Annotated in this window: 22 protein-coding genes and 1 tRNA gene; 15 read left to right on the top strand and 8 right to left on the bottom strand. The window is 55.8% G+C overall.

The window, feature by feature from the left end; all coding sequences use genetic code 11:
* Positions 1–55 precede the first annotated feature (55 nt).
* The 4 genes from ACQG22_RS19680 to ACQG22_RS19665 all read left to right on the top strand — a co-directional run bounded on the left by ACQG22_RS19680 (position 56) and on the right by ACQG22_RS19665 (position 3501).
* Positions 56–688: a response regulator transcription factor gene (locus tag ACQG22_RS19680; RefSeq protein ID WP_013098693.1), complete on the top strand. Its 633-nt coding sequence runs from the start codon at positions 56–58 to the stop codon at positions 686–688.
* The gene (locus ACQG22_RS19675) at positions 685–2472 is read left to right on the top strand and encodes a hybrid sensor histidine kinase/response regulator (RefSeq protein WP_161657702.1); all 1788 of its coding nucleotides are present in this window, start codon (positions 685–687) and stop codon (positions 2470–2472) included. Before ACQG22_RS19680 ends, ACQG22_RS19675 begins: the two co-directional genes overlap by 4 nt.
* Before the next feature lie 247 nt (positions 2473–2719).
* Positions 2720–3013 (top strand): DUF1778 domain-containing protein, encoded by a 294-nt coding sequence (locus ACQG22_RS19670; protein ID WP_029882966.1) that lies wholly within the window; start codon positions 2720–2722, stop codon positions 3011–3013.
* Positions 3010–3501: a GNAT family N-acetyltransferase gene (locus ACQG22_RS19665; RefSeq protein WP_029882967.1), complete on the top strand. Its 492-nt coding sequence runs from the start codon at positions 3010–3012 to the stop codon at positions 3499–3501. Before ACQG22_RS19670 ends, ACQG22_RS19665 begins: the two co-directional genes overlap by 4 nt.
* 266 nt (positions 3502–3767) lie before the next feature.
* On the opposite strand, the gene ACQG22_RS19660 is transcribed toward ACQG22_RS19665, so the two are convergent.
* Positions 3768–3843 (bottom strand) — tRNA-Phe (locus ACQG22_RS19660).
* Between the two features lie 95 nt (positions 3844–3938).
* Entirely contained in the window at positions 3939–4652 is a 714-nt protein-coding gene (locus ACQG22_RS19655) for a DUF554 domain-containing protein (RefSeq protein WP_013098689.1), read from the bottom strand.
* Positions 4653–4834: 182 nt separating this feature from the next.
* On the opposite strand from ACQG22_RS19655, the gene ACQG22_RS19650 reads away from it, so the two are divergent.
* Positions 4835–6970 (top strand): ornithine decarboxylase, encoded by a 2136-nt coding sequence (locus tag ACQG22_RS19650; protein WP_102751599.1) that lies wholly within the window; start codon positions 4835–4837, stop codon positions 6968–6970.
* Between the two features lie 54 nt (positions 6971–7024).
* On the opposite strand, the gene ACQG22_RS19645 is transcribed toward ACQG22_RS19650, so the two are convergent.
* Both ACQG22_RS19645 and ACQG22_RS19640 read right to left on the bottom strand, forming a co-directional pair.
* Positions 7025–7717, bottom strand: a complete 693-nt coding sequence (locus tag ACQG22_RS19645; protein ID WP_014833240.1) for a response regulator — start codon at positions 7715–7717, stop codon at positions 7025–7027.
* Positions 7707–9344, bottom strand: coding sequence for an ATP-binding protein (locus tag ACQG22_RS19640; protein ID WP_222168911.1), 1638 nt, complete (start codon positions 9342–9344; stop codon positions 7707–7709). The genes ACQG22_RS19645 and ACQG22_RS19640 overlap by 11 nt, the downstream gene beginning before the upstream one ends.
* A 344-nt stretch (positions 9345–9688) precedes the next feature.
* Between ACQG22_RS19640 and ACQG22_RS19635 the strand changes: the two genes are divergently transcribed.
* From ACQG22_RS19635 to citG, 8 genes are read left to right on the top strand one after another with little or no spacing between them, the layout of a single operon-like run.
* Entirely contained in the window at positions 9689–11050 is a 1362-nt protein-coding gene (locus ACQG22_RS19635) for a 2-hydroxycarboxylate transporter family protein (RefSeq protein WP_013098685.1), read from the top strand.
* Positions 11051–11067: 17 nt separating this feature from the next.
* Positions 11068–11931, top strand: a complete 864-nt coding sequence (locus ACQG22_RS19630) for a fumarylacetoacetate hydrolase family protein (protein ID WP_040021720.1) — start codon at positions 11068–11070, stop codon at positions 11929–11931.
* Between the two features lie 10 nt (positions 11932–11941).
* Positions 11942–12964 (top strand): [citrate (pro-3S)-lyase] ligase, encoded by a 1023-nt coding sequence (citC, locus tag ACQG22_RS19625; protein ID WP_013098683.1) that lies wholly within the window; start codon positions 11942–11944, stop codon positions 12962–12964.
* A 16-nt stretch (positions 12965–12980) separates the two neighbouring features.
* Entirely contained in the window at positions 12981–13274 is a 294-nt protein-coding gene (citD, locus tag ACQG22_RS19620) for a citrate lyase acyl carrier protein (protein ID WP_013098682.1), read from the top strand.
* Positions 13271–14146, top strand: coding sequence for a citrate (pro-3S)-lyase subunit beta (gene citE, locus ACQG22_RS19615; RefSeq protein WP_368267558.1), 876 nt, complete (start codon positions 13271–13273; stop codon positions 14144–14146). Before citD ends, citE begins: the two co-directional genes overlap by 4 nt.
* Positions 14147–14156: 10 nt before the next feature.
* Positions 14157–15674, top strand: a complete 1518-nt coding sequence (citF, locus tag ACQG22_RS19610) for a citrate lyase subunit alpha (protein WP_058650704.1) — start codon at positions 14157–14159, stop codon at positions 15672–15674.
* A gap of 2 nt (positions 15675–15676) precedes the next feature.
* Entirely contained in the window at positions 15677–16216 is a 540-nt protein-coding gene (gene citX / locus ACQG22_RS19605; RefSeq protein WP_335261103.1) for a citrate lyase holo-[acyl-carrier protein] synthase, read from the top strand.
* Positions 16194–16997, top strand: a complete 804-nt coding sequence (citG, locus tag ACQG22_RS19600) for a triphosphoribosyl-dephospho-CoA synthase CitG (RefSeq protein ID WP_369706544.1) — start codon at positions 16194–16196, stop codon at positions 16995–16997. Before citX ends, citG begins: the two co-directional genes overlap by 23 nt.
* Positions 16998–17030: 33 nt before the next feature.
* On the opposite strand, the gene ACQG22_RS19595 is transcribed toward citG, so the two are convergent.
* The 4 genes from ACQG22_RS19595 to mutY all read right to left on the bottom strand — a co-directional run bounded on the left by ACQG22_RS19595 (position 17031) and on the right by mutY (position 21067).
* Complete coding sequence (locus ACQG22_RS19595) at positions 17031–18287, bottom strand: nucleoside permease (protein ID WP_013098677.1); 1257 nt, start codon at positions 18285–18287, stop codon at positions 17031–17033.
* A gap of 290 nt (positions 18288–18577) precedes the next feature.
* On the bottom strand, positions 18578–19654 hold the full coding sequence (gene mltC, locus ACQG22_RS19590) for a membrane-bound lytic murein transglycosylase MltC (protein ID WP_013098675.1): 1077 nt from the start codon (positions 19652–19654) through the stop codon (positions 18578–18580).
* A gap of 56 nt (positions 19655–19710) precedes the next feature.
* Entirely contained in the window at positions 19711–19983 is a 273-nt protein-coding gene (locus ACQG22_RS19585; RefSeq protein WP_013098674.1) for an oxidative damage protection protein, read from the bottom strand.
* Positions 19984–20008: 25 nt separating this feature from the next.
* On the bottom strand, positions 20009–21067 hold the full coding sequence (gene mutY, locus ACQG22_RS19580; protein ID WP_040021718.1) for an A/G-specific adenine glycosylase: 1059 nt from the start codon (positions 21065–21067) through the stop codon (positions 20009–20011).
* 138 nt (positions 21068–21205) lie between these two features.
* On the opposite strand from mutY, the gene trmB reads away from it, so the two are divergent.
* A complete protein-coding gene (gene trmB / locus ACQG22_RS19575; RefSeq protein ID WP_020689542.1) occupies positions 21206–21925 on the top strand; it encodes a tRNA (guanosine(46)-N7)-methyltransferase TrmB in 720 nt (239 codons plus the stop codon).
* The gene (locus tag ACQG22_RS19570) at positions 21925–22251 is read left to right on the top strand and encodes a YggL family protein (protein ID WP_003862421.1); all 327 of its coding nucleotides are present in this window, start codon (positions 21925–21927) and stop codon (positions 22249–22251) included. Before trmB ends, ACQG22_RS19570 begins: the two co-directional genes overlap by 1 nt.
* Positions 22252–22288: the final 37 nt, after the last annotated feature.

Genomic DNA, 22288 nt, shown 5'->3' with positions numbered 1-22288 from the left:
GGTAGATAATAATTCATCCGTACTCTCTAATATGCGAAGGTAAAAGGAGGATCCTTTGGGGCAGAATTATGCGTTGGTCGTTGATGACCATCCATTGGTAGCAAGCGGTATCGCCAATTTTCTGATTACACATTGCCGATTTAAGCAGGCGAGTGTGGTGACGAATGAGGATGATTGCTACCGTCAAATTAGGGATAATGGCCCGCCACGTTTGCTGGTAATCGATTTTTGGCTCTCGTCCGGTACCGCGTTGAAATTACTCAAAGAAGTAAAACAACTTTACCCACAGGTAAGGCTCCTGGTGGTTAGTGGGGATGACAATAACGATATCTGGCAGAAAGTTCACGCCGCCGGGGGGCACGGTTTCGTATTGAAAAGCGAGCCACCTGAAATGTTTTCACGGGCCGTTTTTGCCCTCACTGATAATCTCACCTGGTTTCCTGAGGGAAACGAATTTTCCGTTGAGTCGAATAATGAGAAGTTAAGTAAATTTAACTTAACGCCGCGACAAATAGACGTGTTAAATATGATTATGCGTGGCCTGCCAAATAAAAGAATTGCCGCGCAACTTTCTATTTCTGAGCCTACAGTCAAAGAGCACATCAGCAATATATTGAAAAAGATAGGCGTTAACAGTCGGGTCGAAGCCATCACGCTTCTGCATGGCAAACGGGAACCGTCGGAATGAGATTTTTACAGAGCTTACAGAACGCTGGCATCTCTCCTCCCGCGCAGATCCGTTTGCTAAATAATACCTTTTTGCGGCTGGTGTTCAGTTTCAGCGCTGTCCCTTTCGTCGGTATTCCTTTCGCCATCTGGATTAATTTGCTGGGCGATGAACTCGGCCCAACCATTACCTGGATAATTATTTACCTGCTATGTGCCGTGGCGATCCGAATATTGCACCGATGCTACCAGCGCGAAGCGAAAGAGCATGATGAAGCAGACGTCCTGCGCCGCTGGCTGCCGCGTATAAATAAGATCGCTTTTATTCACGGGCTGGGGATTTCATCTCTCTATTTAATTACGCCGCAGACGCAGAACTTTGACTTTTTCCTGCTCCTCAATATCAGTATTGCCGCCATCGTTGCCGCCAATGCGACGCATCTGACGCCGGTCATCAGCACCTTTACATGCTTTTTCTTCGCCTCCTGGGGTGTACTGAATCTTGGCATTATCTGGCGGCTGGACGATCTGATGTTCATTGTGCTGATGTTGAACCTGCTGTACGGCTTCGCCATTTACCGCCATGCATTAACATCGCACGCGTTCTTTATTCAGCAGGCGCTGCTTGAGGAAAAAAGCTCACGCCTGGCAGAACAGTTTCGCCAGGCCAAAGAGGAAGCTGAGCAGGCGCTGCTGGATAAAAATCAGTTCCTGACGACCGCCAGCCACGACCTGCGCCAACCGGTACACGCCATGGGGTTTCTGATCGAAGCGATTATCCACCGAAACCGGGACGACAGCCTCACGCCCCAGCTTCTTGATTTGCAGCAGAGCGTCCGCTCGGTGCATTTGATGTTCAATTCCCTCCTTGACCTCAGCAAGATTGAATCCGGGAATGTGCTTACTGCCCCTGCCAGAGTGGACATCGGCGCGCTGCTCGACTCGGTGATCACGCTGTTTCGCGAAGAGGCCAACAGCCGTGCACTCAGGCTGCGCACCTGGCGGCCTAAACGCCGCATCTACGTGATGGGCGATCCGCTGCTGGTGCGACAATCGCTCATTAACCTTATTCAAAATGCCCTCCGCTACACGCTACAGGGCGGCGTGCTGGTCGCCATCCGACCACGTGGTGACAGGTGTATGGTGGAGGTGTGGGACACTGGTGTCGGTATTGCCGATGACGAGAAAGGTAAAATCTTCTCACCTTACTATCGCCCCGAACTGGCCTGGAAGATCGACAGTGCAGGACACGGGCTGGGTCTGGCCGTCGTTGCCCGCTGTGCCAAGCTGATGAAGGTGAAGTACGGGATGCAATCCTTTGAAGGTAAAGGTTCACGCTTCTGGATGTGCTTTACCCAATATGCTGGCGAAGAGATCGCGCCGGAGATGCCACCCGCCTATGACAACATCGCCACGCCGGTACGCTATGCGCCGCTGCACGGTTCCTGTCTGGTGGTTGATGACGACCCGCTGGTGACGTCTGCCTGGGAGAGCCTGATGAGCATCTGGGGAATCAACGTGCGCTGTGCGGCCTCCGCTGAAGAAGCGTTCGCTATCATCGACGATGGCTTCACGCCGTTCGCCGTGCTGTGCGACCAGCGTCTGCGATCCGGCGAAAGCGGCTTCGACATCCTGAAAGCGCTATTTGAACGTCTGCCGGACATGAGTGGCGCGATGGTCAGCGGCGAATTTAATTCGCCGGTTCTGCTGGAGGCGGAGCAGGAAGGGTACATGGTGCTACGTAAGCCTCTGGAGCCGGCTAAACTGCATGCGTTGCTGACACAGTGGTCGGGGAGTCGTGGATAGAAGGGAGTGTAGAAGTATTGATTTTTTGCGGGTTCCAAATTACTTAACGATTTGATTTATTTCGAAAATTCTTTTGTTATTTATTGTGAAGTCCCAGAGAGTGAGTCTTATTTCATTTTATAAAACATAAAGGTGAATATTAATAATAGAAATCCTTTCGGTTCGATTCCTTTAGAATCGTTGTAATGACATCTGCGTTACGCGTGTTGTATGCTTAATACCCAATGAAACACAGGAGGACAACACCATGCCAGCTGCAAACACTATGGCGATGAAACGCGAAACCCTGAACCTGCGTATCAGGCCTGCCGAGCGAGATCTTATCGATCGGGCGGCGAAAGCGAGAGGGAAAAACCGCACTGACTTTGTGCTGGAAGCAGCCCGCGCTGCTGCGGAAGAGGCACTGATCGAACAACGCATCATTATGGCCGATCCAGAGGCTTATCAGGAATTTCTGGCTCGTCTGGATCAGGCTCCAGCACCTAATGCCACACTGCGTAAAACTATGCAGACCCCTGCGCCGTGGGAGCGGGAAAAATGATCTCTGCCCCAGAACCCCTTCACGCCGGTCATATTCTTACTCCATTTTGCTGTGGTGTGGATTCGATGGATAACTGGCTGAAGCAGCGGGCGATGAAAAATCAGGTCAGTGGTGCATCCCGTACCTTTGTCTGTTGTGGCAACGATTCTAACGTTCTGGCTTATTACTCGCTGGCATCCAGTGCGGTCATGACGAATACCGCACCCGGTCGCTTTCGTCGCAATATGCCCGATCCCATCCCGGTTGTTGTGCTGGGACGCCTGGCGGTAGATCAGTCTCTGCATGGACAGGGCGTTGGTCGGGCACTGGTACGCGACGCTGGGCTGCGGGTGATCCAGGTGGCGGAGACCATCGGCATTCGCGGAATGCTGGTTCATGCGCTGTCGGATGAAGCGCGGGAATTTTATCTGCGGGTGGGGTTTGAGCCATCGCCAATGGATCCGATGATATTGATGGTGACGTTGGGGGATTTGATGGCGAGTATTTAGCAGATATACAGAACTCTTTAGTATTGAATAAAGAGCGCTATGGCTACTATCCCAACCTCGATTCGCCCTTTATTTACCGTTCCCTTCAATCACGAAACCGACTTCACGGAACTCGCGGATAACTGCGAGCGTTTTAGGGAAGCGCCATGATCCTGTGCCGAAACGTTAAAAGCACCGCGTTGGCTAAGAACATAAAGAAGGAAGCATTGAGCTGTTAGACTGGCTCAAAAGCAAAAACCCGCCTTTTTGGCGGGTTCTTTAAATAGTGGTGCCCGGACTCGGAATCGAACCAAGGACACGGGGATTTTCAATCCCCTGCTCTACCGACTGAGCTATCCGGGCAACGGGGCGCATTAAACCCGATTCACTCTCCGCCGTCAACGAAAAATGTTGTTTTCGTTACAGGATGCACAATCTCTCACCAGTTCGTCGCAATCTTAAGCGAAAAAGTGGGTCCACAGCGCGGAAAGCGGCATGGCGAGCAGCAGGGCGGGCAGCATATTCACCACCGCGAACATCTTGATCCCGCAGATGCGCAGCCCTGTTGCCAGCAGGAGTAGACCGCCAACGGCGGTAAAATCCGCCATCATCGCGGGCGTGGTCAGCGGAAGGATCAGGGTGGCGCAGGTGGCAAGCGCCAGCTGAATCAGCAGCATTGGCACACAAATCGCGGCCACCGCGATACCGAGCGTGGTGGCAAAAATCGTAGCGGTGAAGAAATCGAGAAACGCCTTCGCGATTAAAATGCTGGGGTCACCGGTCATCCCTTCCTGCATCGAACCGAAAATCCCGGTGCCGCTGGCGCAAAAGAGAATAATGATGGCAACGTAGTTTTGAATAAACGTCTCATGGGTGCCGTGTTTGGCTTTGCCCGGACGGGCTATCAGGTTTTTCGCTTTGCTGACCGCGTTATTAATCCCCTTTTCCAGATAACAAAACTCACCAATCAGCGCCCCGAGCAGAGTGGCCAACACCATAACCGGCAGGTTGGCGCATTTGATCACCAGCAGAATGCCAATCCCGAGGGAGGCCAGGCCAAAAATGGAGGGCATAGAGACGCGAATACGCTCCGGTAATCGCTGACTTAACACTGCACCGAGTACGCCGCCCAGCAATACGGCACTCGCGTTGATAAATGGCCCGATAACCACGGAAAACTCCTGTTACTTAATCATAGGTATTGCATGATTATGACACGCCAGCGCTTTTTTACGCTTAGCTTTGGGTGGTGAAGTGCATACTGATTCCTTCTTGCACCTCAAAATAAAAGGTGACATTATTGCGCGAATTTTCTCCTCCCTGTCTCACCATTCGGTGAGGGTATATAGCGCCTATGAAAACCATGAAAATCGCCGTCAGCCGTGAGCTGGTTTCCACTGTGTCCACGCATCGCGAAAAGGTGACGCTGGATAACACTGATTTTACCGATGTGGCGGCAGTCGTCATTACGCTCGCGGAGAGTCGCAGTGGCATTCTTGCGTTGCTGAAACGCACGGGCTTTCATTTACCGGTCTATTTATTCTCGCAAGAGCCGACGGACGTGCCCGATGGCGCCACGGCTGTCATCTCGGGTAAAGCGCAGGAGTTCCTGGAACTGGAATCTGCCGCCAGTCGTTACGAAGAGAACCTGTTACCGCCGTTTTTCGACACCCTGAGCCAGTATGTTGCAATGGGCAACAGCACTTTTGCTTGTCCGGGCCACCAGCACGGGGCGTTTTTCAAAAAACACCCGGCGGGACGACAGTTCTATGACTTCTTTGGTGAGAACGTTTTTCGCGCCGATATGTGCAATGCCGACGTGAAGCTCGGCGATCTGCTGATCCACGAAGGTTCCGCCAAGCATGCGCAAAAGTTCGCCGCGAAAGTGTTCAACGCGGATAAAACCTACTTCGTGCTGAACGGTACGTCGGCGGCCAACAAGGTGGTGACCAACGCGCTGCTGACCCGTGGCGATCTGGTGCTGTTTGATCGCAATAACCACAAATCTAACCATCACGGGGCGCTGATTCAGGCGGGCGCGACGCCGGTGTATCTGGAAGCGGCGCGTAACCCGTTTGGCTTTATCGGTGGGATTGACGAACACTGCTTTGACGACGCGTACCTGCGCAATCTGATCCGCGACGTTGCGCCGGAGAAGGCAGACGAGCCCCGCCCGTTCCGCCTGGCAGTGATCCAGCTTGGTACTTACGATGGCACGATCTACAACGCCCGTCAGGTGATCGACAAGATCGGCCATCTGTGCGATTACATCCTCTTTGACTCTGCGTGGGTGGGCTACGAGCAATTTATTCCGATGATGGCGGAAACCTCCCCGCTGTTGCTGGAGCTGAACGAGAACGATCCGGGCATTTTCGTGACCCAGTCGGTGCATAAACAGCAGGCCGGGTTCTCGCAAACCTCGCAGATCCATAAAAAGGATAACCACATCCGGGGTCAGGCGCGTTTCTGTCCGCACAAACGCCTGAACAACGCATTTATGCTGCACGCCTCCACCAGCCCGTTTTATCCCCTGTTTGCGGCGCTGGATGTGAACGCAAAAATTCACGAAGGGGAGAGCGGACGCAGGCTGTGGGCGGAGTGCGTCGAGCTGGGGATTGAAGCGCGTAAGGCGATCATTGCAAATTGCCGTATGATCAAACCGTTTATTCCGCCAGTGGTGGCAGGCCGTCCGTGGCAGGATCATCCAACTCAGGCCATCGCCAGCGAACGTCGCTTCTTCAGCTTTGAGCCGGGGGCCAAATGGCACGGATTTGAGGGCTATGCCCGCGATCAGTACTTTGTCGATCCGTGCAAGCTACTGCTGACCACGCCGGGCATCGATGCTGAAACCGGGGAATATACTGATTTTGGTATTCCGGCGACCATCCTTGCGCACTATCTGCGGGAAAATGGCATCGTGCCGGAGAAGTGCGATCTGAACTCGATCCTCTTCCTGCTGACGCCTGCCGAAAGCAGCGAGAAGCTGGCGCAGCTGGTGGCGATGCTTGGCCAGTTTGAACAGCATATTGAAGACGATACGCCGCTGGCGGACGTGTTGCCGACCATCTATCAGAAATACCCGGTACGCTACCGGGATTACACACTCCGCCAGCTGTGTCAGGAGATGCACGATCTCTACGTCAGTTTTGATGTGAAAGATCTGCAGAAAGCGATGTTCCGCAAGGAGAGCCTGCCCGCGGTGGTGATGAACCCGCAGGATGCCAATCAGGCGTACATTCGCGGGAACGTGGAGCTGGTGCGCATCCGTGATGCGCAAGGGCGCATTGCTGCCGAAGGCGCGCTGCCGTATCCGCCTGGTGTACTGTGCGTGGTGCCGGGAGAAGTCTGGGGCGGGGCGGTGCAGCGCTACTTCCTTGCGCTGGAAGAGGGGATTAACCTGCTGCCGGGCTTCTCGCCGGAGCTGCAGGGCGTATACAGCGAAAAGGATGCCGACGGGATTAAGCGGCTTTATGGGTATGTATTGAGATAGTGCGGGCTGTTGCCCTCACCCTAACCCTCTCCCACAGGGAGAGGGAACTTTTCTTCAAACCGCACTACGTTTATACATCCTCCGCGGATGCCCAATCTTGCCGTACAGCATCTCCACCGTCAGAAAACCTGCCTCCACGCAATGCTCCAGATAGCGCCGGGTGGTGGTTTTACTCAGACCCGTTTCACTCACCACCTCATCCACCGTAAAACAGTGCGTCGCCTTGTCGTTAAACAGCGCCTGCACCCGCGCCAGCGTATTTTCCTCAATGCCTTTGCTGCCGTTGTCCTGGCGGTAGTTTTTCGCCTGTAGCTGATATAAAGAATCGACGTTCTGCTGGTCAACAATCTTCCAGACCCGCTGTTGCTCAGCAAACTGCACAAAACGCTCCAGCGACTGGCTGAGCCGCTTCCAGGAAACCGGCTTCAGGATGTAATCAAACGCCCCGTTACGAATGGCCTGGCTGCAGGTGTCCATATCGCTGGCGGCGGTGATGAAAATCACCGAACAGTTGGCGCGGGCGAGCATCGGGTTACTGATAAGGGTGATGCCTTTCCCGTCCGGCAGGTAGTTATCCAGCAACATCAGCTGCGGCTGTTTACTTTCAAGCTCAACCTGCGCTTGCGCCAGCGACGAGGCAATCCCCACCAGTCTAAGACGCGGATGTTTGCCGATCAGCTCTGCGTGCAGTTGCGCCAGTTCGTTCTCGTCTTCAACTATCAGTACGTCGATAAGTTCATGTTGCATAATCGGTATCTTCCTGTTCCTGTGCGGGATGCCGGGCGGTTCCCGTGGCGGGGATAAACAGTGAGAAAATCGCCCCCCGCGGCGTGTTATCGGCAACCTCAATTGCACCGCCAGCCTGTGTGACATAGCTTTCGATCAGATACAAACCAATGCCGTGATCGCCGCGTGTTTTGGTGGTGATGCCGCGCTCAAATATCCTGTCACGGATCTCCGGTTCAATGCCAACGCCCTGATCGGCCACTTCGATGATGAGTTCTTGTTCGCTCAGTTTTATCAGCACTTCCACAGGAGCATGCGGAAGCGGCGAGCGCTGGGTCGCTTCAATGGCGTTATCCAGCAGGTTGCCAATGATAGAAATCAGCGCCTCCTCAGGCAGCGCGAGGAACGGTCTGTCCAGACGACAGATCGGGTCGAAGTTCAGCTCGACGCCTTTCTCCCGCGCCCGCGCGGCTTTCCCCAGCAGCAGGCCGCACAGTGTCGGGGAGCTGAAGCGCGAAGAGATAAAGTCCAGCAGCTCCTGAGCGTGTTCCGACTGCGCCTGAATGTAGCCAATCGCCTCCTCGTAGCGGCCCATATGCAACAGGCCGGAGAGAGTGGTCATCCGGTTTAGCTGCTCGTGACGCATAATGCGCAGGTTATCAACATAGCGTTTAACCTGGCTGAGCTGGGCGCTGAGCGAGTCGATCTCGTTGCGATCGCGGAAGGTGATCACCCAGCCCTGCAGAGAGTTCTCAAGCATGATGCGCACCCGGCTGGCGATCACCGTGAGATCGTTAAAGCGGCAAATCTCGTCATGGGTATCTTTGGCGAGCATCGTTTGTGTTTCGAAGAACGGAACAGGATCGATTACCTCGCTTATCAGCTGCCCGCGCAGTTCCCGGGCCGGCTGGCTCAGGCCCAGCAGTTTGCGTGCCGCCTGGTTAATCACTTCTATTCGCCGTTCATCGTCAATGGCGATCACCCCTTCATAAATGGACTCCATCATCGCCTTCTGCTGGCGCACCAGCAGACCAATCTCTCGCGGCTCCAGGGAGAAAATCTGCTTCTTGATACTGCGGGTAAAGAACCAGGAGAAGATAAAAAGGGCAAGCAGTAACAGTACGGCGGCGATCAGGATGTTAACCACTTTACTGACGGTGATGGTTTCAAGATAGCTGGTGAGATAGCCTACCGAGACAATTCCCACTACCTGACCGGTATCGTTAAAAATGGGCGCTTTGCTGCGCAGCGAAATGCCTAATCCTCCCTTGCGGATAGTGGTGGTGCTTTTACCGCGCAGCACCTCTTCGTTGTCTCCGCCGACCAGCGTATGGCCCACTCTGTCCGCAAAAACGGAATGAAACAGATGCAGCCCTTTGTTATCGCCAATCACAATAAAACTGGCATCACTGTGGGTGGCTATTTTCTGCATAAAATCGTGAATGGCGTTGATATCTTTTTGTTCGACCTCTTTTCGTAATGACGGAATAAGGGCGATCTCTTCCGCCTGTATTTTTGCGCGTGCGCTCATTTCCTGATAAAGCTGTCGGCTAACGTCGACATAATAATATCCGCCCAGCAAAGCAAAAAGCACTGAGAAAAAGACAACCAGCGAAACAAACAGCTTAATCTGAAACGATACTTTCATAACAATCACGCGTGGTATCAACGAAGTTTGTCAATATATCATCTTTTTTCGCGTGGATACCCGCTTTGCCGAAAACTTGTGATCCCTTGCACAGCAAGGCCTGCAAAAGAATTATCTGAAAGGGTTTTCCCTTAAACACCACCGTGTAAATGTTATTTGTTTGTTCGGTTTAGAAAAGAAACCATAAAAACCACGGCAATAAATAAGGGGCAAATCACATTAAATAAAAGAAACCATTAAAACCATAGTCGCCATTAAAACTTCGCTTTTAATATGCCATTCCTCACATAAAGTAAGCCTTTGTGACTCTAAGCTGAACGCACAAAATAACTAAGGGGCTTATTATGAGCACAACTGACGATTCTTTCTCTGTTACCCACGACCCGATTGATATTCAGCGGCCATCGCTCAAAGAGCGCTGGTGGCATATTATGGATACCTGGAAAATCGGGATTATTCCTCTGCCGCTGTTTGTCCTGGCGGGCGCGCTGATTGCCATTGATTGTCTGGGCGGAAAACTGCCAAGCGATATCGTGGTGATGGTGGCGACGCTGGCGTTCTTCGGTTTTGCCTGCGGTGAGTTCGGCAAACGCCTGCCGATTGTCGGCAAGCTCGGCGCGGCGGCGATTTGCGCCACCTTTATCCCCTCCGCGCTGGTCTATTACGGCCTTTTGCCGGATGTGGTAGTGGAATCCACCACTAAGTTCTATAAATCCACCAACATTCTTTATCTCTACATCTGCTGCATTATTGTCGGCAGCATCATGAGCATGAACCGCACCGTGCTGATTCAGGGCTTCCTGCGCATCTTCTTCCCGATGCTGTGCGGCGAGATCGTCGGCATGCTGGTGGGGATGGGCGTGGGTCTGGCGCTGGGTCTTGAGCCGTTCCAGATCTTCTTCTTTATCATTCTGCCGATTATGGCAGGCGGCGTGGGCGAAGGGGCTATCCCGCTCTCCATCGGCTACGCCACCCTGCTGCACATGGATCAGGGCGTGGCGCTCGGTCGCGTGCTGCCGATGGTCATGCTCGGCGGGCTGACCGCTATCATCATCTCCGGCTGTCTGAACCAGCTGGGCAAGCGTTATCCACACCTGACCGGTGAAGGTCAGCTGATGCCGAACCGCGCGAATGCCGATGCCACCGTTTCTCAACCGGCGTTCTCTGGCAAAGCGGACGTCACCACCATCGCCTCCGGTGCGTTGCTGGCGGTGCTGCTCTACATGCTGGGCATGCTCGGCCACAAGCTGATTGGTCTGCCTGCGCCGGTTGGCATGCTGTTTATGGCGGTGCTGGTGAAGCTCTGCAACGGTGCCTCTCCGCGTCTGCTGGAAGGCTCTCAGGTGGTGTACAAATTCTTCCAGACCTCGGTGACCTATCCCATCCTCTTCGCGGTCGGTGTGGCGATCACCCCATGGCATGAACTGGTCGCGGCCTTCACGCTGACTAACCTGCTGGTGATTATCAGTACCGTCTCTTCACTGGTGGCGACCGGCTTCTTCGTCGGCAAAAAGATTGGTATGCACCCGATTGATGTCGCCATCGTCTCCTGCTGCCAGAGTGGCCAGGGCGGTACCGGTGACGTGGCGATCCTGACCGCAGGCAACCGTATGAGCCTGATGCCCTTCGCCCAGATTGCTACCCGTATCGGCGGCGCGATTAACGTCTCTATCTCACTGCTGATTCTGGGCAACTTCCTCGTTTAAGTTTTCAGGAAAGAACAATGAAACTCGCAAGCTTTTTATACCAGGGAAAACGCAGCTACGGCATCGTCCAGGCCGAAGGTGTGATTGATTTAGGTCGCCGTCTCGGCGACCGCTACAGCGACCTCAAAGCGCTGCTGCAGGGCAACGGGCTGGCGCAGGCCACCCGTTACCTGAACGATACCGTGGACGTGCCGATGAGCGCCATCACCTTCTTACCGGTGATTGAGCAGCCGGAAAAAATCCTCTGCGTCGGCATGAACTACGCCGACAAGCGCAAGGAGTTTGACCAGCACAACCCGGCACCGACGCTGTTCGTGCGCTTCCCGGATTCGCAGACCGGCCACAACGAGCCGGTGCTGAAGCCGCGTCACTCCAGCGAATTCGACTACGAAGGCGAGCTGGCGGTGATCATCGGCAAGGGCGGGGAAAACATCAGCCGTGACGAGGCGCTGCGCCACGTGGCGGGCTACAGCTGCTACATGGACGGCTCCGCCCGCGACTGGCAGCACACCTGGTTTACTGCCGGTAAGAACTGGCGTCAGACCGGCGCGTTTGGCCCGTGGATGGCAACGGCCGATGAGATCCCGGACCCGCACAGGCTGGCGATCCGCACCTGGCTGAATGGCCGCATGGTGCAGGAAGATAACACCAGCAGCATGATCCACAAGGTTGCGGAGCTGATCGAGTACATCAGCACCTTTACCCGCTTAAGTCCGGGCGATGTGATCATCACCGGCTCCCCGGGCGGGGTGGGTAAAAAGCGTAATCCGCCGCTGTTTATGAAAGAGGGGGATCGCATTGAAGTGGAGATCGAGCATATCGGTCATCTGAGCAACGTGATTGTGGAAGCGCCAGCCACCGGGCTTGCGGCGGCACACTGAGAAAGGCGGCATGAACAGTCAACCCATCGATTTTCGCCACACGCTGGTGGCGAAACACCCGGAACGCTTAAGCCAGATCCGTTATCTGCTGGCAGACAGCGGCCTTGGCCTGGACAACGACATCACGCTGTTTGTCGAAGCCTGGTCCGGCGCGCAGCTGGTGGGTTGCGCCGGTCTTGCCGCCAACGTCATCAAGTGTGTGGCCGTGAACGAGCAGCTTCGCGGCGAGAACCTCAGTGCGCGCTTGCTGGCGGAGGTGCAGAATGCGGCGCTGGAGCGCGGTCATTTTCACCTCTTCCTCTGCACGCGACCGTGCAATAAGGAGCGCTTTGCGCGTAGCGGCTTCTGGCCGATTGCCCAGAGCGGCAACAACGCCGTGCTGATGGAGAACACTCCGCAGGGGATCGAGCGTTACTGCCGTTCCCTGGGCAGGATGCGCAAGGGCGGGGAGAAGACTGGCGCGATAGTGATGAACGCCAACCCGTTCACCCTCGGCCACCGTCATCTGGTGGAGCAGGCGGCGATGCAGTGTGACGCCCTGCACCTGTTTGTGGTGCGTGAAGATGCCTCGTTCTTTCCGTTCAGCGCGCGCCTCGGAATGGTGCGTGCGGGCGTCGCGCATCTGCCAAATGTGACCGTGCACGAAGGCTCGCAGTACATCATCTCCCGCGCCACCTTCCCGGCCTACTTTTTGAAAGAGACCGGCAAAGTGCAGCAGGCGTGGAGCGAAATCGACGTGCTGATCTTCCGCGACTTTATCGCACCGGCGCTGGGCATTACCCATCGTTTTATCGGTTCCGAGCCGTTTTGCGATATCACCCGTCAGTACAACCAGACGCTGCACGCCTTGCTGAGCCCGCAGATTGAGGTGGTGGAAATGCCGCGCATCAAGGCCACCGGCAATGCCATTTCAGCGTCCGAAGTGCGCCGCTTGCTCAAGACTCAGCAGTTTTCCCGGATCCGGGAGATTGTCCCGGACTCCACCTTCGCGCACCTCGAAACACACTACCGTGCGAGTGCCGAAGTCGCTTAACTACCAGGAATTTATCATGAAAATTGTAAGGGAGGCGCTGGCCGGAACGCAGGAGTCCAGCGACCTGATGGTGAAAATTGCTCCCGCTCACGGCGAGCTGGAGATAGTCATCCACAGTGAAGTGATTAAGCAGTTTGGCGAGCAAATTCGCCAGGTGGTCAACGAGACATTGCGCGCCATGAACGTGCACCAGGGACTTATCATTATTGAAGACAAAGGGGCGCTGGACTGTGTGATCCGCGCCCGCCTGCAAAGTGCGCTTCTGCGTGCTGCCGATGAACAGGCCATTAACTGGGGGGCGCTGAAATGAGCAAACTCCGCCGCAGTATGTTGTTCCTGCCGGGCGCCAACGCCGCCATGCTTTCAACCGCGTTTATCTACCGTCCAGACTCCATCATGTTTGACCTTGAAGATGCCGTTGCTCTGCGCGAGAAAGACACCGCGCGAATGCTGGTGTTCCACGCCCTGCAGCACCCGATGTATCAGGACATCGAAACCGTGGTGCGCATTAACCCGCTGAGCACGCCGTTTGGCTTGCTGGATCTGGAAGCCGCCGTGCGTGCCGGCGTGGATGTGATCCGCCTGCCGAAAACCGACACCCCGGACGACATCTACGAGCTGGAAGGCCACCTTGAGCGTATCGAGCAGGAGTGCGGGCGCGAGGTTGGTTCCACCCGCGTGATGGCGGCGATTGAATCGGCCATTGGCGTTATCAACGCCGTGGCGATTGCCCGTAGCTCGCCGCGCCTGATCGGCATTGCGCTGGCGGCTTTTGACTACGTGATGGACATGCAGACCGAGCGCGGCGACGGCACCGAGCTGTTCTACGCCCGCTGCGCCGTGCTGCACGCTGCTCGCGCAGCAGGCATCGACGCCTTCGACGTGGTGTGGTCAGACGTTAACGATGAGGCCGGATTCCTGCGCGAGGTCGATCTGATCCGCAAGATGGGCTTTAACGGCAAATCGCTGATCAACCCGCGCCAGATAGACCTGCTGCATAACGCCTACGCGCCGACCCAGGAAGAGGTGGATCACGCCATGCGGGTGATTGAAGCGGCAGAAGAGGGCGAACGTAACGGCCTTGGCGTGGTGTCGCTCAACGGCAAGATGGTGGATGCACCGATTATTAACCACGCGCAGGTGGTGCTCGAACGCGCGGCGGCCTCCGGCGTGCGTCGGTAAGGATGACACAATGAACCAGACAGAACTTCTCCATGTGAATTTTCCCCATCTGCGGGAGTTAAAACCGTTTGATACCGCCCACAGCGCCACGCCGTGGCTGGCGGACAGCGACGCGAAACACAGCCGTAAACTCTGCGCCTCCATTGAAGAGGCGGTGAGGCGTAGCGGCCTGAAGGACGGAATGACCATCTCCTTCCACCACGCGTTTCGTGAAGGCGACCGGGTGATCAACACCGTCGTGGCGCTGCTGGCGCGGATGGGCTTCAAAAACCTGACCCTCGCCTCCAGCTCGCTGATGACCTGCAACGACGCGCTGATCGAGCATATTGCAAGCGGGGTGATCGCCCGGATCTACACCTCCGGCATGCGTGGCAAGCTGGCGGATGCCATCTCCCACGGGCTGATGAACGAGCCGGTACAAATTCACTCTCACGGCGGGCGCGTAAAGCTGCTGCAGGACGGTGAGCTGAACATTGACGTGGCGTTTCTTGGCGTGCCGTGCAGCGATGAGTTTGGTAACGCCAACGGCACGCACGGGAAATCGTGCTGCGGCTCGCTGGGCTACGCGATGGTGGACGCCCATTTTGCCCGCAAGGTGGTGTTGTTGACGGAAGCGCTGGTGCCGTTCCCCAATATGCCCGCCAGCCTGGTGCAGGATCAGGTGGACTACATCGTGCAGGTGGAGAGCGTGGGCGATCCGGCAAAAATCAGCGTCGGCGCGGCGCGCGTCACCAGTAACCCGCGCGAGCTGATGATTGCCCGCTATGCGGCGGATGTGATTGAGCACTCCGGCTATTTTAAACCGGGCTTCTCGATGCAGACCGGCTCCGGCGCGGCGGCCACCGCCTGCACCCGCTTTATGGAAGAGAAGATGGAGCGCAGCGGCGTGAAGGCACGCTTTGCGCTGGGTGGCATCACCGGCAGCCTGGTAGATCTGCACGAGAAGGGGCTGATCGAAAAGCTGCTCGATACCCAGTGCTTCGACGGCCAGGCGGCGGCCTCGCTGGCGCGCAACCCGAACCACGTGGAGATCTCCACTAACGTCTACGCCAACCCCGGCAGTAAGGCGGCAAGCTGCGACCAGCTCGACGTAGTGATCCTCAGCGCGCTGGAGATTGACGTCGATTTCAACGTTAACGTCATTACCGGCTCCGATGGCGTGATGCGCGGCGCGTCCGGCGGGCACTGCGACGTGGCCGCCGCGGCGAACCTGACCATCGTCGTTGCGCCGCTGCTGCGTAGCCGCATTCCGACGGTGGTGAAGCGCGTTACCACACGCCTCACGCCGGGCGAAAGCATCGACGTGCTGGTCACCGATCACGGCATTGCGGTCAACCCGGCGCGCCCGGAGATCCGCGAACGCCTCATGGAAGCAGGGCTGAAGGTTGTGGATATCAACGCCCTCTATGAGCGGGCAATTTCGCTGACAGGCGTACCGAAACCAATTGAGTTCACCGACAAAATTGTCGGGGTGATCCGCTACCGCGACGGCAGCGTGATCGACACCGTTCGACAGGTAAAGGAGTGAATATGACCATTGCGACACCCGTGCGGGCGGGTGTCAGCCTGGACGCGCTGCTTGCGGCGAAAGAGCGCCGCGCAGCCCGTCAGGCTGACTGGCTTAAGCACTATCAACAACCGGTGATCTCCCTCACGCTGGTAACACCCGGGGAGATCAAAGACAGCCTGCGCTATCGCAACACCATGGGCGTGGCGTTACAAATGTGCGACCAGCTGCTGTGGGAAAACCGCTGGCAGGTGCTGGACCGCCAGGTGCTGTGGCTCCCGACCGGGCCCGAAGCGCTGTGGTGCGTGGCCCATCCCGCGGCAGAAATCAAAGCCCACTGTGCAGAGCTGGAGCAGACGCACCCGCTTGGCAGGCTGTGGGATCTGGATGTGATTTGCCCTGAAAACGGCCACGTTGGACGTCAGTCGCTGGGCTCCCATCTCAGACGCTGCCTGATTTGTGATGAACCGGCCCACGCCTGTTCCCGTTCGCGCAAACATCCTGTGGAGCAGGTGGTGGCGCGCGTGGAGAAGATGATCGATGACTGGTTTGCTCGCGACTAAACCGCGCCCGCTTAACGTCCCCGCGCTTGCCGCAGAGGCGCTGTGGCAGGAGCTGGCGCTGACACCGAAACCGGGGCTGGTGGACAGGCTCAATAACGGCTCCCATCGCGATATGGATCACGCGCTGTTTGTCCGCAGCATTATGGCGATTACGCCGTGGTTTTCGCGCTTTGCTGAGTTGGGTAACACGCATGCCGATAAACCCGCAGGCGAACAGTTACGGATCCTCCGCCCGATGGGGATGGCCTGTGAGCAGGCGATGTATGCCGCGACGAACGGGGTGAACACGCACAAAGGGGGCATTTTTGCCCTTGGTTTACTCTGCTTCGCCGCCGGGCGTGTGAAAAATATCTCCGCAGAAAGCCTCTGTTGTGAGGTGAGTAACATCTGCCACGGGCTGGTTTCGCGGGAGCTGGCCGAACGCAGAGGGCAGGCGACGGCGGGGGAGCGGCAGTTCCGGCAGTACGGCTTAACCGGCGCGCGCGGCGAGGCGGAGAGTGGATTTGCGACGGTGCGTAAAGCGCTGGCGCAGTGGAACGGACATTCACTTCACGGCCTGCTGTTACGCCTGATGGCAATCAATCAGGACAGCAATCTGGTGTCGCGCGGCGGCATTGAGGGGCTGGGCTACGTTCAGGACTATGCGCGGGAACTGCTGGCTGACGGCTGGGATGGTGAAGCGTTGCGTAGAATGGATAACGCATTAATTGAACGCAACCTGAGCCCGGGCGGCAGCGCGGATTTGCTGTCGGTGGGGTGGGTGCTTGCTGCAATAAAATAGCCGGGTGGCGGCTTCGCCTACCCGGCACAATAATCAATGCGCGACTGGCTGTGCGCCGTGCGGTTCGCGTACATGCTTGTACTGGAACAGCACGATAAACGCGAAGAACAGCACCAGCGAGTATGCGGCGAAGATAAGCCACACTGGCTGCCAGTCGGTAATGCCGTTGGTGGTATACATCTCAACCACTTTACCGCTCACCACGCCGCCCAGGATACAGCCGAAGCCGTTGGTCATCATCAGGAACATACCCTGTGCGCTGGCGCGGATTTCAGGTTTCACCTCTTTTTCCACAAACACCGAACCGGAGATGTTGAAGAAGTCGAAGGCGCAGCCGTAAACAATCATCGACAGAACCAGCAGCACGGTGCCGAACGGGCTTGGGTCGCCGTAGGCGAACAGGCCGAAGCGCAGCATCCACGCGGCAATACTGATCAGCATGACGTTCTTGATGCCGTAGCGGCTCAGGAAGAACGGGATGGTCAGGATGAACAGCGTCTCAGAGATCTGCGAGATGGACATCATTACCGAGGCATGTTCAACGATAAAGCTGCCTGAGAACAGCGGGTTATTATCGAAGCTGTGCAGGAAGGTATTGCCGAACATGTTGGTGATTTGCAGTTCCGCGCCCAGCAGCATGGAGAAGATAAAGAAGATCGCCATGCGTTTGTTTTTAAACAGCGCGAAGGCGTCCAGGCCGAGCATGGTGCTCCAGCTCTGGTTTTTCTGCTGGTTAGATACCGGAATATGCGGCAGCGTCAGGGTAAACAGTGCCAGCACCACGGAGAGCGCCGCACCGATGTAGAGCTGCATATGGCTCAGTTCAAAGCCCGCGAAGCTCACGCCCCACATTGCCATAATAAAACCGATGGTGCCCCAGATACGGATAGGCGGGAAGTCGGTCACGATATCCATATCGGCGGATTTGAGGCGGTAGTAGGAGATGGTGTTGATCAGCCCAAGTGTTGGCATGTAGGCCAGCGAGTTAAGCAGGATCACCATAAACATCGCCCCCGGCGTGGTGACCTGGGCTGCCATAAACAGCGTGCCCGCGCCCACCAGGTGGCAAAGCATGTACAGCCATTTCGCACTCAACCATTTATCCGCCACGATCCCCAGCAGCGTTGGCATAAAGACCGCCGCGATACCCAGCGAGCTGTAGACGGCACCGATTGACGCACCATCGAACTTGAGCGTCACAAACATATAGGAGCCGAGTGTAGTCAGCCAGCTACCCCACAGGCAGAACTGCAGAAACGACAATATTTTAAGCTGCAGCTTAAGGTTCATGTTACTTTCCTCACAAGTGAGCGGGAGATATGTTGTTATAGGAACATTCAGGGTTGTTATTTGATGCAATTCTATCAGTTGGCAACGATATGTTTTGTTACCTCCCGCAAAAAAATGCAATCCACATTAATTTGCAGTTTGGATTGTGATGCAAATAACATTTTCGTATGGGTGGGGTGAGATGGGGTAGGTGCGGCCTGATGCCCCCTCACCCTAACCCTCTCCCAAAGGGAGAGGGAACTTGAATACCCTCTCCCTTTGGGAGAGGGCAGGGTGAGGGGTGTTATTTTCTAGCGGCGACGATAGTTCTTCTGCGCCGTATTCACCTTATACAGATAACGACGGGATTCCGCAGACGGGTGGCGGGTGGTGAGGGTGGCGTACACATCCCCCGGCGCCATGCTGTTGATGATATTTGCGGCCTGCACTTTGTCATTCGAGAAGACACGCAGCACGCTGCCTGCACCGCCGTTGTACGCGGTAATGACCGCATAACGACGTGAGGTTGGGTTATCAATCCCGCCCAGATAGACATTATTCAGCATCGCCAGATAGGCCGTACCGGTATCAATGTTGCTTTGCGGGTCAAACAGATAGCTACGGCTCGGCGTGCCGGATTTCCCCTGTGCGCGGAACACGTCTTTACCGGCGCTGTGCTGGACAACCTGCATCAGCCCCAGCGCGTCGGAACGGCTCACGGCGTACGGGTTAAAGGACGATTCGGTCTGCATGATCGCCAGGATCAGCGACTCATCCACGCCATATTTACGTGACGCCTGACGCACCATGCCCAGATACTTATGCGCACGCTTGTCGAGGTGGTTCGGCACCAGGTTAATTGTGACGCTATAAATCACTTTCAGGCCGTTGGTGCGGCTTTTCAGACGCGTTTGCAGCAGATAGTCGGCGAATTTCGTGGCGCGGCCTTCCCAGCGGATTGGCTGACCGGTCTGGTCCACGACCTGACCGTACAGGAACGGCTCTTTAGAAATGGTAATGTCGTCAGCGTCGGAGTAGAGATCGATTGAACCCGGATCGTCGCCCATCAGCAGGGTTTTGATAATGGCCTGCCGTAAATGCGCCGCAGGGTCAGTTCCCGCGATGGTTTCAACCGTGATCGTACCGTCATCGAAGTTGATGTGGCTACGGGTCTGGTAGGCGTCGGTGTACTTAACGTAATCCTTAGGTCCGGCGATAAGAACTTCGTTAAATCCCCATATGTTCTCGATGTTGTGGGCAAACTGCCCCATCAAAATATCAAAACCGTTGGTGTCCTTAACCCAGGCTTCATTGTATTCATCGCCTTTTTTGGATGAACACGAGACAAGCAACGGCGCAACAAGGGCTAGCGCTAAAATTTTTTTCATCATTCCGGGAGTGCGTGTTGTGTTTGCTTGAACGGCGGGGTTTCCCCCGCGCGCTGTTATTTTTCCGGCGGCGTATAACCTTCGATGTGGACGTCTTTACCTTCGAACAGGAAGTTCACCATCTCCTGCTCCAGCAGCTTGCGGTGTTCCGGGTTCATCATGCTGAGTTTTTTCTCGTTAATCAGCATGGTCTGTTTTTTCTGCCACTGTCCCCAGGCTTCTTTGGAGATCTCGTTATAAATGCGCTTACCCAGTTCGCCCGGATAGAGCTGGAAGTCCTGGCCTTCAGCGTCGCGCTGCAGGAAAGTACAAAAAATGGTTCTGGCCATACTCATTCCTCTTTTTTAGCCGATGCTAAACCATTGCACCGGCACGTAATTGTTGTAACAGGCGCTCCACGGGAGCCGCCAGCCCGACTGATGGCGGTTGCGCTAAGTTATACCAGAGAGCGGTGCCTTCATCCATGCACGAGGCAACGGAGGACACGGGAAGCCACATCGGCACAATATCCAGATGGAAATGGCTGAAAGTGTGGCGAAACGTGGTCTGCTGCGTCAGGTTATCGGCAGCAATGCCGCGCTGTTTAAGCCAGGCCCGGAGCGTGGCTTCATCTTCAAACTGTGGGAAGCAGTATAGACCACCCCAGAGGCCGCTCGGCGGGCGCTGCGCCAGAAAGACCTCGTCCCCGTGCTGCATCAACAGCATGTAACCGGTGCGCTCCGGCAGCGTCTGCTTCGGCTTTTTACCGGGATACTGCGCCCATGAATGGTTTGCGTACGCCACGCACAGGTTATTGAGCGGGCAGAGCTCGCATTTTGGTTTCGAGCGCGTGCAGACCATCGCACCGAGATCCATCATCGCCTGGTTAAACCGCTCCACGCCCTTTGCCGGGGTCACCGCTTCGCTGATCTCCCACAGCCGCTTTTCGACCTCTTTTTTCCCCGGCCAGCCGTCAACCGCATAGCAACGTGCCAGCACGCGCTTCACGTTACCGTCAAGGATCGGGAAATGTTTGCCGAGGGACAGTGAGAGGATGGCACCCGCGGTGGATCGTCCGACACCGGGTAAATCCGCCACCTCGTCGAAGGTTTCCGGGAATTTACCGTTGTGGCGCGTCGCGACCTGCTGTGCGGCTTTGTGCAGATTGCGCGCGCGGGCGTAATAGCCAAGCCCTGTCCACAGGTGCAGCACCTCATCTAACGGCGCGTTGGCCAGATCGGTTACCGTGGGAAAGCGCGCCATAAAACGCTCAAAGTAAGGGATCACCGTGGCAACCTGCGTTTGTTGCAACATCACTTCGGAGAGCCATACTTTGTAAGGCGTTTTTTCAATTTGCCAGGGCAGGGTTTTACGCCCGTATTTGTCGTACCAGTCCAGCACCTGGGCTGAAAATTGAGAGGCTTGCATGGTCATCGATTCGTATAATCAGGGACGCCGATTGCAGCACAGCGTCAATCTGCTGTAAACCGGATCTTTCCCATGCTTGCATAGAAGCCTTAACTTTGGATAATGCCCGTTTCCCGAACATTCTCACAAGCAGACAACTCTTTTATGAAAAACGACGTCATTTCACCGGAATTTGATGAAAACGGTCGCCCGCTGCGCCGTATTCGCAGCTTTGTCCGCCGTCAGGGTCGCCTGACAAAAGGGCAGCAACACGCGCTGGACAACTACTGGCCGGTGATGGGCGTTGAGTTCAGCGAGCAGCCGCTCGACTTTGCCGACCTGTTCGGTCGCGATGCGCCAGTGACCCTGGAGATCGGCTTTGGTATGGGCACCTCGCTGGTGACCATGGCGAAAGCCCGCCCGGAGCAGAACTTCCTCGGCATAGAAGTGCATTCCCCAGGCGTTGGCGCGTGTCTGGCCACCGCCCACGAAGAGGGGGTCGAGAACCTGCGCGTCATGTGTCACGACGCGGTAGAAGTGCTGCACAAAATGATTCCTGACAATTCTTTGAACATGGTTCAGCTCTTTTTCCCTGACCCGTGGCACAAAGCACGTCATAATAAGCGCCGTATCGTTCAGGCGCCGTTTGCTGAGCTGGTAAAAAGTAAGCTGAAATTGGGCGGTGTCTTCCATATGGCGACCGACTGGGAACCGTATGCGGAACATATGCTGGAAGTGATGTCGTCTCTGGACGGGTATAAAAACCAGTCAGAGAGCAACGACTATGTACCGCGTCCGGAATCGCGTCCGGTAACGAAATTTGAACAGCGTGGCCATCGTCTTGGTCACGGCGTATGGGACTTAATGTTCGAGAGGGTGAAATAATGGCAAAGAATCGTAGCCGTCGTCTGCGTAAAAAGATGCACATCGAAGAATTCCAGGAAGTGGGCTTCTCCGTTGCCTGGCGTTTCCCGGAAGGCACCAGCGTTGAGCAGATCGATCAGGACGTTGATGCGTTCATCAACGAGGTGATCGAGCCAAACAAGCTGGCCTTCGACGGTAGCGGCTATCTGGCGTGGGAAGGTCTTATCTGCACCCAGGAAGTGGGTAAATGCACCGAAGAACATCAGGCGCTGGTACGTAAATGGCTTGAAGACCACAAACTGGAAGATGTTCGCGTCAGCGAACTTTTCGACGTTTGGTGGGACTAATAAAGAAGTCAGGGGCCAGCATTAGCTGGCCCATTTT

This window comes from Enterobacter cloacae complex sp. 309I3 (assembly GCF_050031595.1).
Lineage (GTDB): Bacteria > Pseudomonadota > Gammaproteobacteria > Enterobacterales > Enterobacteriaceae > Enterobacter > Enterobacter cloacae.
The sequence above is the reverse complement of the archived record's forward strand: the minus strand, read 5'-3'. Positions and strand labels throughout refer to the sequence as shown.

Bases quoted from the DNA above. Each gene is read 5' to 3' on its own strand.
- ACQG22_RS19675 (WP_161657702.1), top strand. From the start codon at position 685: ATGAGATTTTTACAGAGCTTACAGAACGCTGGCATCTCTCCTCCCGCG.
- ACQG22_RS19670 (WP_029882966.1), top strand. From the start codon at position 2,720: ATGCCAGCTGCAAACACTATGGCGATGAAACGCGAAACCCTGAACCTG.
- ACQG22_RS19665 (WP_029882967.1), top strand. From the start codon at position 3,010: ATGATCTCTGCCCCAGAACCCCTTCACGCCGGTCATATTCTTACTCCA.
- ACQG22_RS19650 (WP_102751599.1), top strand. From the start codon at position 4,835: ATGAAAACCATGAAAATCGCCGTCAGCCGTGAGCTGGTTTCCACTGTG.
- ACQG22_RS19645 (WP_014833240.1), bottom strand. From the start codon at position 7,717: ATGCAACATGAACTTATCGACGTACTGATAGTTGAAGACGAGAACGAA.
- ACQG22_RS19640 (WP_222168911.1), bottom strand. From the start codon at position 9,344: ATGAAAGTATCGTTTCAGATTAAGCTGTTTGTTTCGCTGGTTGTCTTT.
- ACQG22_RS19635 (WP_013098685.1), top strand. From the start codon at position 9,689: ATGAGCACAACTGACGATTCTTTCTCTGTTACCCACGACCCGATTGAT.
- ACQG22_RS19630 (WP_040021720.1), top strand. From the start codon at position 11,068: ATGAAACTCGCAAGCTTTTTATACCAGGGAAAACGCAGCTACGGCATC.
- citC (WP_013098683.1), top strand. From the start codon at position 11,942: ATGAACAGTCAACCCATCGATTTTCGCCACACGCTGGTGGCGAAACAC.
- citD (WP_013098682.1), top strand. From the start codon at position 12,981: ATGAAAATTGTAAGGGAGGCGCTGGCCGGAACGCAGGAGTCCAGCGAC.
- citE (WP_368267558.1), top strand. From the start codon at position 13,271: ATGAGCAAACTCCGCCGCAGTATGTTGTTCCTGCCGGGCGCCAACGCC.
- citF (WP_058650704.1), top strand. From the start codon at position 14,157: ATGAACCAGACAGAACTTCTCCATGTGAATTTTCCCCATCTGCGGGAG.
- citX (WP_335261103.1), top strand. From the start codon at position 15,677: ATGACCATTGCGACACCCGTGCGGGCGGGTGTCAGCCTGGACGCGCTG.
- citG (WP_369706544.1), top strand. From the start codon at position 16,194: ATGACTGGTTTGCTCGCGACTAAACCGCGCCCGCTTAACGTCCCCGCG.
- ACQG22_RS19595 (WP_013098677.1), bottom strand. From the start codon at position 18,287: ATGAACCTTAAGCTGCAGCTTAAAATATTGTCGTTTCTGCAGTTCTGC.
- mltC (WP_013098675.1), bottom strand. From the start codon at position 19,654: ATGAAAAAAATTTTAGCGCTAGCCCTTGTTGCGCCGTTGCTTGTCTCG.
- ACQG22_RS19585 (WP_013098674.1), bottom strand. From the start codon at position 19,983: ATGGCCAGAACCATTTTTTGTACTTTCCTGCAGCGCGACGCTGAAGGC.
- mutY (WP_040021718.1), bottom strand. From the start codon at position 21,067: ATGACCATGCAAGCCTCTCAATTTTCAGCCCAGGTGCTGGACTGGTAC.
- trmB (WP_020689542.1), top strand. From the start codon at position 21,206: ATGAAAAACGACGTCATTTCACCGGAATTTGATGAAAACGGTCGCCCG.
- ACQG22_RS19570 (WP_003862421.1), top strand. From the start codon at position 21,925: ATGGCAAAGAATCGTAGCCGTCGTCTGCGTAAAAAGATGCACATCGAA.